Source organism: Lacipirellulaceae bacterium (genome assembly GCA_040218535.1).
In the GTDB taxonomy this organism is placed as follows: domain Bacteria; phylum Planctomycetota; class Planctomycetia; order Pirellulales; family Lacipirellulaceae; genus Adhaeretor.
In genome coordinates this window covers 774380-786303 of record JAVJRG010000005.1, presented here as the reverse complement: position 1 = coordinate 786303, position 11924 = coordinate 774380, and the positions used below count along the sequence as shown (strand labels likewise).

The 11924-nt window shown below is 56.5% G+C and carries 9 protein-coding genes and 1 tRNA gene; 7 read left to right on the top strand and 3 right to left on the bottom strand.

Annotation, left to right across the window (positions count from 1 at the left end; all coding sequences use genetic code 11):
• Nucleotides 1-26 precede the first annotated feature (26 nt).
• Nucleotides 27-773, top strand: coding sequence for a phosphoribosylformylglycinamidine synthase I (gene purQ, locus RIB44_03385; protein ID MEQ8615617.1), 747 nt, complete (start codon nt 27-29; stop codon nt 771-773).
• Between the two features lie 74 nt (nt 774-847).
• Here the strand turns inward: purQ and RIB44_03380 are convergent, their stop codons facing one another.
• The gene (locus RIB44_03380; protein MEQ8615616.1) at nt 848-2182 is read right to left on the bottom strand and encodes a hypothetical protein; all 1335 of its coding nucleotides are present in this window, start codon (nt 2180-2182) and stop codon (nt 848-850) included.
• Between the two features lie 116 nt (nt 2183-2298).
• On the opposite strand from RIB44_03380, the gene RIB44_03375 reads away from it, so the two are divergent.
• The 3 genes from RIB44_03375 (at nt 2299) to RIB44_03365 (ending at nt 6448) form a co-directional block, all read left to right on the top strand.
• Nucleotides 2299-3294, top strand: coding sequence for a DNA polymerase III subunit (locus RIB44_03375; GenBank protein ID MEQ8615615.1), 996 nt, complete (start codon nt 2299-2301; stop codon nt 3292-3294).
• Nucleotides 3295-3529: 235 nt separating this feature from the next.
• On the top strand, nt 3530-6190 hold the full coding sequence (locus RIB44_03370) for a sodium-translocating pyrophosphatase (GenBank protein ID MEQ8615614.1): 2661 nt from the start codon (nt 3530-3532) through the stop codon (nt 6188-6190).
• Nucleotides 6191-6359: 169 nt separating this feature from the next.
• Nucleotides 6360-6448, top strand: a tRNA-Ser gene (locus RIB44_03365).
• A gap of 28 nt (nt 6449-6476) precedes the next feature.
• Here RIB44_03365 and RIB44_03360 read toward each other — a convergent pair.
• Together RIB44_03360 and RIB44_03355 are read right to left on the bottom strand one after the other, a co-directional pair.
• Complete coding sequence (locus RIB44_03360; protein ID MEQ8615613.1) at nt 6477-6785, bottom strand: hypothetical protein; 309 nt, start codon at nt 6783-6785, stop codon at nt 6477-6479.
• A gap of 146 nt (nt 6786-6931) precedes the next feature.
• Nucleotides 6932-8347: an SLC13 family permease gene (locus RIB44_03355; GenBank protein ID MEQ8615612.1), complete on the bottom strand. Its 1416-nt coding sequence runs from the start codon at nt 8345-8347 to the stop codon at nt 6932-6934.
• Nucleotides 8348-8460: 113 nt separating this feature from the next.
• Between RIB44_03355 and RIB44_03350 the strand changes: the two genes are divergently transcribed.
• From RIB44_03350 to RIB44_03340, 3 genes are all read left to right on the top strand, one after another.
• The gene (locus RIB44_03350) at nt 8461-9873 is read left to right on the top strand and encodes a sulfatase (GenBank protein ID MEQ8615611.1); all 1413 of its coding nucleotides are present in this window, start codon (nt 8461-8463) and stop codon (nt 9871-9873) included.
• A gap of 136 nt (nt 9874-10009) precedes the next feature.
• Nucleotides 10010-10720, top strand: coding sequence for an ECF-type sigma factor (locus RIB44_03345; GenBank protein MEQ8615610.1), 711 nt, complete (start codon nt 10010-10012; stop codon nt 10718-10720).
• Between the two features lie 78 nt (nt 10721-10798).
• Nucleotides 10799-11920, top strand: coding sequence for a hypothetical protein (locus RIB44_03340; GenBank protein ID MEQ8615609.1), 1122 nt, complete (start codon nt 10799-10801; stop codon nt 11918-11920).
• The last annotated feature ends 4 nt before the right edge of the window (nt 11921-11924 follow it).

Genomic DNA, 11924 nt, shown 5'->3' with positions numbered 1-11924 from the left:
ATCACTCAATATTCATCACTCCCCACATGACACCCCGCATTCTTGTCCTTCGAGCTCCTGGCACCAACTGCGATGTTGAAACGTCTCATGCCTTCACCTTGGCGGGCGGAGAGCCGACCGTTCTGCATCTGAATCGCTGGCTGGAAGCTCCAAAACTGGCCGACGACTATCAGATTCTTTGCTTGCCGGGCGGATTCAGCTATGGCGACGACGTTGCCGCCGGGCGTATTTTCGCCAATCAACTGCAACATCACCTCGCCGATTCGCTTAAGAGCTTTCGTGAAGCCGGGAAACTGATCCTTGGCATCTGCAATGGTTTTCAAGTGCTAATCAAAAGCGGCCTACTCGATCATGAAGAGGAGAACGGCCCGACGGCAACACTCGACTGGAACGAGTCAGGGCGTTTCATTGATCGCTGGGTCAATCTGCAAGCTGACGATTCGCGTTGCGTTTTTCTCAAAGGAATCGATCGACTGTATCTTCCCATCGCCCACGCGGAGGGTCGTTTCGCAACCACGGATGAGGCCACCTTTGAGAAACTCGTCGCAAAAGGTCAGCTCGCTCTCCGCTACGCCGACGGAGACAATCCCAACGGTGCAACTGGTGATGTTGCCGGAATGACCGACGAGTCGGGGAGAGTGTTTGGGCTCATGCCGCACCCGGAGCGATTCGTTGATCGCACACAGCACCCGAGGTGGACACGCACGCCTGACTTGCCAGAAGAAGGGGCGGGCTTGGCTGTTTTTCTGAACGCGGTGAACTACTTCAAGTAATTCCAAAGAGTGGCTGGGGACGAGTGGAGCGAGCCCCCAGTCTGCGTCCTCAACTTTTCTAGGTTCCTGGGTCGTCACGACGAGCTTTCGCTTGCAACTTCAACCGCTGTCAGCTCGCTCAGGCACCATGCAAGTCGCCCAATGAGCCGGAAGTAAAGCAGCGTCGCCCCGAACATCAGAGGTGCGGCTAGAAATATCAATAGCGGATGTTTTGACACCAGCCAGCCGCTGGCCATCGCCGTGCCGCCCATCAGCAGAATCGATTCGGCGTAAAAAAACAGCCACGTGGGAAAGCAACCGAGCAAGCTCTTCCCGATCTTCGGCGAGAAAACCGCCAAAGCTGAGCCCTGCTCCAATGAGGAAAGAATCGCGATCGGGAAGACAACCAGCCATCCGATCACAGCGATCGCACCAGAAGGCAGATCGACATTTAGCAAATCAGCCTGCTGGATCTTGGTGATAAGACTACCCAGACCGACGGCTGGCGCGGCACTGGCGGTCGCGGCAATGACGAAGTAGGCCGTCTCACCAAACCAGTCGGGCAGATTCGTGCTGGGCGGGTGATGCAGCTCATCATGCCCGTCGGCGCTCTCGGTCAGGATCGCAAGCCAAAGAGCCGCAGCTGCGGCTAGCCAGATTAGACCGAGGATGACGGCGACCACGAAGAAGCAAACCATCGCGATAGCCTGGAATTTACTCTGCGCATCGGTCATTCCAAAGTTGCCGAACCACACCACGACTATCAGACTCAGTGACAAAACCACCCAACGAGAAATCACCGGCACCGTAAGCAACATCGCCGGCACCCGTTGCACGAGCGGAAACTGGACAGGCTTCTCCCTGAGCGCGGCCCGTTTTTTCTTCTTTCGCTTTCGTCCGGCGTTCTCGCGCTCCTCGGCTGCTTTTCGCGTCTCTTCCTTGAGTTCCGCATGACGGAGAGCAACCGGCTTTGGCACCGGACGAGGAGTCGGTGCAGACTCGGGATCGAGTTGGTACTCCTCGCCGTCGGGAACACCAACCGGCCCAACGGGCGACTCAGCCTTCGGGCGAGTGATCGGGGTTTTCGTCCCGCAATCGGGACATTTGGCCTTTTTGCCCAGGTGTTCTTCGCGAGCGTACATCAGCGTCGCGCAGTGCTGACAGCTCACGGGGACAAGCTTCGGCTGGTTGGCGACCATCTCCTCGGGCAGCGGTGCTTCATCGACTCCCCACACTTCAAATTGCTCGCCCTCCATAGCCGCTGGTGTTGGAACCTTCTGTTTCGGCTCTGGCGGCGGAATACGATTGACTGTGCCGCAGTCGGGGCACTTTGTCTTTTTGCCGACGTGTTTGATTTTGAAGCCGAGCCGCGTGCCACAGAGCTTGCACCCAAACGATGTGTATTCAGGTTGGTCTGCTTCGTCAGGCATGTGGCGCGTAGAGATCGAAGTTTTCGCTAGCTCGCGGGCGAATTGAGATTATGACATAATGCACATCGTCGTTAGCTTACTCAACACGTACGAATTCGCGAGAAGAGAAACCATCTATGTGGCAGGGAATTCGAGGCCACGACGGGGTTGTCGAGCGATTCCGCCAGAGTCTGGCGTGTGGTCGGCTGGCTTCGACGTACCTTTTCGTCGGCTCAGACGGAATTGGGAAGCGAGCGTTCGCTGAAGCCCTGACGAAAGTTCTGCTGTGCTCCAGCGCCGATGAGCAGTCGCTTTCCCCGTGCGAAACTTGCGAATCGTGCAAGATGCACGCCGCGGGGAATCACCCTGACATTGATCGTATCGCGCGGCCTGAGGGGAAACGGACCTTACCGATCGATCTCTTTCTGGGAGATCGAGAGCATCGCAATAAAGAGGGAATGTGCCACAACTTGGCGATGCGCCCAATGCTGGGACGTCGCCGAGTGGCCATTATCGATGACGCCGACTGGCTTTCTCCCGAAAGCGCGAACTGCTTGTTGAAAACCCTCGAAGAGCCACCTCCGGGGGCTGTGATCATCCTTATTGGCACAAGTCGCAGCCGGCAACTGCCGACGATCCTGTCGCGATCACAGATCGTCCGCTTTCACCCACTGCCGGCCTCAGATCTCGCCTCGCTGCTTGTCGAGCAGGGCATCGCCGCTGATGCTCAAACGGCTGATTCGCTTGCGGCAGAAGCCAATGGCAGCCTCAGCAAGGCGGCTGAATTAGCTGACGCTGAGCTTCGCGACGCCCGTAGCCGGCTCGCCACCCAGCTTACTAGTTCCCAAATGGATTTACCGCGACTATCCACGGACCTGATGGGCATCGTCACCGCTGCCGGCAAAGATGCTGAGGCCCGTCGGCAACGGTTCCGCACTCTCCTCTCTTCCGCAATCGGTACGTTTTCTCAGCTTCTGCCGGGAGAAAACACTGGGGAAGCGGACTTTGCGCTGGCGGCTCTCGATCGCTGCCTGGAGGCGGAAGAACAGCTCAGCCGAAATGCCAACCAGAACACGCTGATGGAATGCTGGCTCGACGATCTTGCCGAGCTTCGCTCCCGCTACTCAACGTAACCTTTTTATCTGGGCCTTCTTGTATGGGGCATTCTTGCTTGGGGCCATCTCGCTTAGGCGACATATTTAATCGCTAATCCGCGGTTCCCCGCCCTGTCACTCTCGCTTAAACTCACGATCTACGCTTGATCACAGGCAATTCAGGTGTTGGAGCCGCGGTATTGAGGCATCCGCAGACTGAGACATCAAGCAGCAGACTCACATCGGGCGATATCTCATAGGAAATAGTTACGCAATGAATGGAATGCCTTGGCGGGGAGCAGCAAAATGGGGCCTGGGCGGCCTCACGGCCACTTTGATTTGCAGCTCGACAAGTAGCGCGTTTGCCCAGCCTACCGAACAAGCGGCAGGAAGCAGCACTGGCGATCCGGTTGAGAAACTCGTCATCACCTGCTGGGCGGTTGCTTTTGTCGGAGCTCTAGCCGCGCTGATCCAAGCCCGCTTGTTCTACGCACAGATGCAACGTGCCAGCCAGGGCAACGAGCGGATGCGGGAAATCGCCAGCTACGTTCGCGATGGTGCCAAGGCCTACCTCGATCAGCAATTTCGCGTTGTCGCAGTCTTCTTTGTTGTGATTGCCGTACTGCTGGGCCTAGCCGCCTTCGGTTTGAAAGTACAAAGCCCCTTTGTGCCGTTTGCCTTCCTGAGCGGCGGTTTCTTCTCTGGGCTCGCTGGCTGGTTCGGGATGCGTACGGCAACAAACGCAAGCAGCCGAACTGCCGCTGGCGCCGAGCAGTCGCTCAACCAAGGTCTGCAGGTAGCCTTCCGCAGCGGCGCGGTTATGGGCCTTACGGTCGTCGGCCTTGGGTTGATGGACATTGCCCTCTGGTTTGCCTTCCTCTATTGGATTTGGCCGGCCATGGGTGGCGAGCCGCTGAGCTTAGTGAACATCACCGCAACGATGCTGTGCTTTGGCATGGGTGCCAGCGCTCAGGCTTTGTTTGCACGCGTTGGCGGCGGCATCTTTACGAAGGCGGCCGACGTCGGTGCCGACTTGGTTGGTAAAGTCGAGGCCGGCATCCCCGAAGATGATCCACGTAACCCGGCAACCATTGCTGACAACGTCGGCGATAATGTCGGCGACGTAGCTGGCATGGGTGCCGATCTCTATGAGTCTTACGCCGGTTCGATTCTTGCCGCGGCGGCTTTGGGAGCAGCGGCCTTTAGCGCCGTTGCTATCGTCCCTGAGGGTATGACTCAAGTTGAAGCACAACTCCGGTCCGTCTTGCTCCCGCTAGTCGTCGCCGGCATCGGGATCGCCTGCTCGATCATCGGCATCTATTTCGTCCGCACGGGCGAAGATGCTTCCCAGAAAAGTCTCCTCCACGCCCTCGCCAAGGGAATCAACCTTTCCACAGGGCTTGTGATCATCGGCTCGATCATCGCCGCGAAGTTGCTCATGCCCTCGACCGAGGCGACGGAAATCGGCTTCGGCATCCCAGGTGTTGGCGTGAGCGTAGTCGTCGGTCTGGTCGCTGGGGTGCTGATCGGCTGGTGGACCGAGTATGTCACAAGCGATGAGTATAGTCCGACCCAGAAACTTGCTGATCAAGCAGAAACAGGCGCGGCGACGGTCATTATCGGTGGCATCGCCGACGGCATGGCTAGCGTCTGGGTCCCCGTGTTGTTGGTCTGCATGGCGACGCTAATGGCCTTCGGCTTTGCCAGCGGCTGGAATTTTCAGGACGTCAGCTACTTCTCGTTAGGCCTTTACGGTGTCGGCATCGCCGCCGTGGGAATGCTTAGCACCTTGGGCATAACGCTCGCAACGGACGCCTACGGACCAATCGCTGATAATGCTGGCGGCAACGCGGAGATGAGCGGCCTTCCGGAGATCGTTCGCCAGCGGACCGACGCGCTTGACTCGCTTGGCAACACAACAGCGGCCACCGGAAAAGGTTTCGCGATCGGCTCCGCCGCACTGACCGCCTTGGCATTGCTGGCCGCCTACGTTGAAGGCGTCCGCGTTGGTTTCGAGCGCTGGGGAGAATCCTTCGCTGCTCAGACAGAAGTTGCCGCAGCAAAGGATCACGCTTACTACAAGCTGACCGACCGTTTTGTCGTGCGGGTCGACAAAGGTGAGGAGGGGAAGCCGAACACGTCGACTCCCTACCTCATCATGCCTGAACAACTGCGCGTCCCTGAACTTCGCGAAGCTTGGTCAGAGCTCGAAATCAAGCAAGAGGTTCAAGTTGCGAAAGTGAAGAATGGCCTGCTGGAACAGCCTGACAAGTCGTTGGTCTTCGCTGCGACGGGCGGAAAGTTGCTTCCTGTCTCGAAAGCGACTCTGCCTCAGTTCACCCAATACTATGACGCAAGTCTGATGAATCCCAAGGTCTTGGTCGGGGTTTTCTTCGGAGCGATGGCGACCTTCGCCTTTTGTGCGATGACCATGAAGGCCGTCGGCCGGGCAGCTCAAGGCATGGTGGAAGAGGTACGGCGTCAGTTCAAAGAAATCGCTGGCATTATGGAAGGTACCGCGAAACCGGATTACGAACGCCCGGTGGCAATCAGTACGAGAGCGGCTCAACGGGAAATGGTAATCCCCGCGTTTCTTGGATTGTTCTTACCCGTTGCGGTTGGCTTAGTCTTGGGTGTGGCGGGCGTTCTCGGCTTGCTCATGGGAACTCTTACCACAGGGTTCTGTCTTGCCATTTTCATGGCCAACGCGGGCGGTGCCTGGGACAATGCGAAGAAGTACATCGAAGCCGGGGCCCAGGGTGGCAAAGGGACCGAAGCCCACAAGGCGGCCGTCGTTGGCGACACGGTCGGCGACCCGTTCAAAGACACCAGCGGGCCTAGCCTGAACATTCTCATCAAGCTGATGAGCATGACCAGCGTGGTCATCGCAGGCTTAGTCGTTCGGCACAGCCTGGAAGCGTGGGGGATTTTCTGACCCCATTCCATAACCCCATGAGCCGCCAGGCGTAAGCCGGCGGGTTGACCCGAGAGCTAACGCTTCTCGGCTCTTTGGCCTTCCCTGCCACACTTTTTCTCACCTTGCGAACCCTCTCGGATCGAATAGAATCTTAGAAGTCGCTGAGCTTACTAGCTCCGCACCACCTGGAGAGGTGGCTGAGTGGTCGAAAGCGCCGGTTTGCTAAATCGGTGACCGGTTCACGCTGGTCCGCAGGTTCGAATCCTGTCCTCTCCGCTTATCAATTCTGCCGGGATTATCGCCTCTACAGGTGCACAGGAATTGAACGGACATGTTCGCCTTCTGACGGCTCTGGCGGCGGTTCAAGCCAGGGCATTTCTTGCTTCTCTGCATATCGTTTGGCGACCTCTGATTTGAATTCTGACACTAACTTTCCAAGCACGTCTCGCTCGGAACTTCCGCTCGCAGCTAGGTCCGGCCAATTCGCGACTCTGCCGCTGACCGTTGAGTCTTCATTGGTGCGAACGTAGACAAGGCATACGAAAACCGGGACACTCGGTTGCGCGTCGTCAGTGATTTCTAGGGGCGACGGTTTACTGGGATCTGGTTGCATAGCTGCTCTTTCCTAACACTTTCAAGTAGAAGTCGTTCAAATAATCGTAACCCGAAGCGTAAGCGAGGGAAAAACTTCTACGGCGAGCCCCCTCGCTTACGCTTCGGGTTATGAAAACGAACTTCTGAAACTACTTCTAGCGTGCCTCAATGAAAAATCACAAGCGAGCACACCACAATGACCGCCGCACCAAGCAGATTCAAGGCGAACCCCTCGCGAGCCATCTGACCGACGGTTAGTTGATTGGAACCAAAAATAATCGCATTCGGCCCCGTCGCGACGGGCAGCATGAACGCGAAGCTCGCGCTAATTGCCGCGGGGACCATGAGTAGCTTGTGGTCGATCTCAGCTTGGGTAGCTGCCGCGGCTAGGATGGGCATCAGCAAGTTACTTGTTGCCGTGTTGCTGGTGATTTCCGTCAGGAACGTGACCGCCAAGCAGATGAGCGCAATCATGAGCCACGGTGAGAGCTCACTCAGCCCCGCCAACTGCTCGCCCAGAAGCGTGCTCAAACCTGAAGCGAGGAACGCTTTGGAGATGGCAATTCCTGAGGCAAACAGAATGAGGATTCCCCAAGGAATCTTTACGGCTGTCTCCCAATCGAGCAGTCGCTCTCCCTTTCCGTTGGGGATGAGAAACATCACCACGACGGCGAGCAACGCCACACTCGAATCGACCGCATTCGGCATGTTCAGCCATTCGCTCCAGCCGCCAAAGGGTTCCTTGCGCGTGATCCACAGCAGAGCTGTCACGGCAAAGACGGCAAGCGTGCGGATTTCCTCGATACGCCACTGGCCAACTTTGGGAAGGTCGATCGTCGTTTGCTTCCCTAACCCGCGGGTCAACCAGAGGGCCATCAGGGGAACCATCACCAGAACAATCGGAAGTGCCCAGCTCATCCAAGTGCTAAAAGTGACCTCGTTGCCTGTTACTATGCGGTAGTTCTCGATGAAGATCAAGTTCGGCGGCGTGCCCACGGGAGTTCCTACGCCACCGACGCTCGCGGCATAGGCAACGCCTAGCAATAAGGCGATCCGCAAACGCTGGTCGGTCGCTTTCTCAACAACGGCCATCACGATGGGCAACAGCATGAGCGTGGTCGCCATGTTGGAAATCCACATGCTCAGAAGTGCCGAGGCAGCCATGAATCCAAATACCAAACGGCGACCGCTGCCGCCGCCGAAGAGGTTAACCATGCTCAATGCAATCCGCCGATGGGCTCCACTTCGCTCCATGGCGGAAGAAAGCATTAAGCCGCCCAAGAGCAACAGAATGAGCTTGTCGCCGTAAGCTTCGGCCACCTTGCTTGGTTCTAAGACTCCCACCAAAGGAAACGCAGCAAGGGGGATCAACGAGATGGCAGGGATCGGTATGGGCTCGAAAATCCACCAGACTGCCGTGAGCGTCGTGATGGCGGCGGTCCAAGAAATCGAAGCGCCGTAGTCATTCCAGAATAGCCACACGCCGACGAGGGTCGACAAACAGGGGCCCGCGGCAAGGACCCAGCGTTTGACGGGGCTAGTTTCGACCGCCGTTGACTTGTTGGGATCTGAGTTCGACATGGCAGAAGCTCAATGGACGCTTCTCAGAGAATACTAAAACAACAGAGTGAAGGGCAGCGTCAATTGCTACAATACTTGGCATCTTGTCTCAGAAATTCTCACCAGGAATCCTCATGCTGATCCAAACGCTTTGTCGACTTGCCGTAATTCTGGTAACGCTGTTTGGAATTGCGCCAATGATGGCACAGGCCAATCAGCTTCCCAGTTTTATCGTCATCTTCTGCGATGATCTTGGCTATGGCGATCTTAGTTGCTTCGGCCATCCGACCATTCATACGCCTCATCTCGACCGCATGGCGGTCGAGGGGCAACGCTGGACGAATTTTTACGTCGGCGCGAGCGTCTGCACGCCCAGTCGCGCGGCCTTACTCACTGGGCGACTGCCGATTCGTAACGGAATGATGTCCGGCAAGCGGCGTGTGCTGTTTCCGAATTCGATGGGTGGGCTGCCCGACTCTGAAGTGACCATTGCTGAGTTACTCAAGCAAGCCGGATACGCAACTGCCGCGATCGGAAAGTGGCACCTTGGCCACCATGCGCAGTTCCTGCCAACACGACACGGCTTCGAAAGCTACTGGGGGATTCCCTACTCTAATGACATGGATCACCGTCGCGGTAAGGTCAACTATCGCGAGGAGGCCCGCAAGGATGCGGACTTTGTGCCACCGTTTGAAAGCTTCGACGTTCCTATTCTAGAGAACGAACGAATCATCGAACGGCCAGCGAATCAGCACACCATCACACGGCGATATACGCAAAAAGCGATTGAGTTCATCGAGAACCATCGAGAAGAACCCTTCTTTCTGTACCTCGCACACAATCTCCCTCACATTCCTTTGTACGCAGGTGAAGAGTTCCTCAAGACCAGCAAGCGCGGCTTGTACGGCGATGTCGTTGAAGAGATCGATGACGGCGTAGGCCGCATCCTAAACACGCTGGAGGAGTTGGAACTCGCTGACAACACCCTGGTCGTCTTCACTTCGGACAACGGACCGTGGCTTTCGATGCACCTGCACGGCGGTTCCGCGGGGCTTCTCAAGCAAGGTAAGGGGACCACCTACGAGGGCGGCATGCGGGTCCCTACGATCTTGTGGTCGCCCGGTATGCTGGAACCGAAAGTAGAAACACAGATCGGTTCGACACTCGATCTGCTCCCAACTTTCTGTGCGATGGCCCGCGTGGATTTGTCGAATGATCGCAAGCTCGACGGGTACGACCTCTCAGGCGTTCTGAAAGGCGAAACCGAAGAAAGTCCCCGTAAGGAAATGTTCTATTGGCGCTCAGCCGAACTATGGGCCGTGCGCTGGGGTCCCTGGAAGGCTCATTTCACCACACAGGGCTGTTACGGAATTGGCGAAAAGCGGGAGCAGCATGACCCGCCGCTCGTTTTTCACCTTGGGCACGACCCCTCAGAAAAGGTCAACGTAGCGGCACACCATCCAGAAATCGTTAGAAAGCTCAAGGCCCTTGCAGAGGCTCATCGCAAGTCGATTGAGCCCGCGGAAGACCAACTCGTCAAGAAATAGCTCTCGGGATGTGTTCTCCGAAGTATTGCGTGCGACGACTCAGCGAAACTGAGGAACTAGCAGTCGCGATTCATAAGAGTTCCGATTAATCTGAATAATGCGACTCCTTCCCGCCAACTGAACTAGCCCTTGCTCTATGTTTCGTTCGACCCCTTGGTCCTTAGTTTTACAAGCAGCAGATCCAGCTTCGACCGCTGGCAAGCAAGCGCTCGGTGAACTCTTCGAATTAAGTTGGTTCCCGCTGTATGCTTTTCTGCGACGCAGCGGCCACTCCGCCGAAGCGGCCGAGGAGTCAGTACAAGGATTCTTCGCCAAGCTGGTCGAAAAGAAAATGCTGGCGGGTCTTTCCCAAGGCCGTGGGCGGTTTCGCAACTTTATGTTGGTCTGCCTCAAGAGGCACGTCGCCCATGAGCGTGAGAAAGCCAACGCCCAGAAGCGTGGCGGCGGGGTCACCCATTTTCGCATCTCCGCGGCAGATCGCGAGGACGCTGACCGCCGCTATCAGATGGAACCCGCAACAAATCTTACGCCAGAAAAAATCTATCAACGTCGCTGGGCCGTGGCCACGCTCGATCGCGCACTAGGCGTACTCGCCGAAAGTTGGCGTGAGGCAGGCAAGCAGGAACAATTCGACGTGCTGAAAGTCTATCTCACTGGCGGCACGGCACCGTCACATGCTGAAGTGGCGAAGCAAATTGGTATGAGTGTCGGGGCCGTAAAAACAGCAGTTCATCGCTTGCGCAGCCAGTTCCGCGAGACCCTGTGCAGCGTTGTGGCGGACACGCTTGACCGACAGGAACTGCTGGAGGACGAGCTACGGCAACTTTTTCTCGCGTTTCAAGTGTAACTTTTTACTCGTAGTTCAGTAATTATAGTACAGCATCACCTAATATCTCCTATTTTCTTTCTTTCGGAGTAGCGACTCATGAACGCGATTCGCAGCTTGATTTGCCCGCTATGGCTTGGTTTCTTCTTTATACTTTCCGCTCCCTCGGCTCAGGCGGCTGTCGCCACGACCGGCCTTCCCGCCAATGTCGCCCTTTACGCAGGCGGAACAATCGAGTTCGGGAGCTTTAGCGACATCACGGATGGCAATGTGGTTGCCGGTGGCGACGTCACCCATCTGGGAGGGACACTCAACTTAGAGGCTCTCTCCAGTGCAGGCGGTTTTTCCTCCCAAGGGCCCGCATTCCAGAACTCGAATGGAACCCTCCTATTCAATGGCGACGTGACTAACCTGGGAGGTCCGGGCTCGACGTTTCATGGCTCGATCACCAGCACCGGTGGCAATATCGACTTTCTTGACAGCAGCCAAACCATCAACGGCAATGTAATTGCGATAGGCAGTGTTGAGTGGGAGTTTCCCTTCGGCACAGTCAATGGCGATGTCACCGCTGGTGGCGGAATAAATGTCACCGCCTCGGTCAGTGGCTCCGTCACACCAGGAGCTTCAATCAGTCTAGATCCATACGTACTGCCCAACCTTCCGAGTGGTCGTAACTTACTGCCCGGAACGCAGAATGTCACGCTAAACGCGTTCGACGAAATTACACTCGCCCCTGGTGACTACGGAACGCTCAGCTATGCCAGTGGCAATACGGTTACACTGAGCGCTGGGAGTTATGTGTTTGAAGACATCGTTTCTAGTTTTTCTTTGAACCGACTCAATTTTGACACCACGGCTGGACCTATCGACTTATACATTTCAAGCTCTGACTTCAATCTCAGCGACTTGGTCCAGGAGATCAATGGCATGGCGATATTTTCCACTATCAAGCCGGAACGCAGACAAGCTCAAAACATCTTCATTGAAGTTGCTGGCTCGATGACAGTAGACGGAAACTTTTTTGGCACCCTTTTCGCGCCCAACGGTGATGTCAGCTTGGAGACCTTCACGGATATCACAGGAAGGGTGTTCGCTGGGGGGAACGTCGTCTTGGGGGATGCTGACATCACCTTCGTCCCTGAGCCCACGACACTCGCATGGCTTGTGCTGATCGCAGCCACTGGGACGGGTAGGCGACTGGCCCGAAGTCCTGACGCCTAGCTCA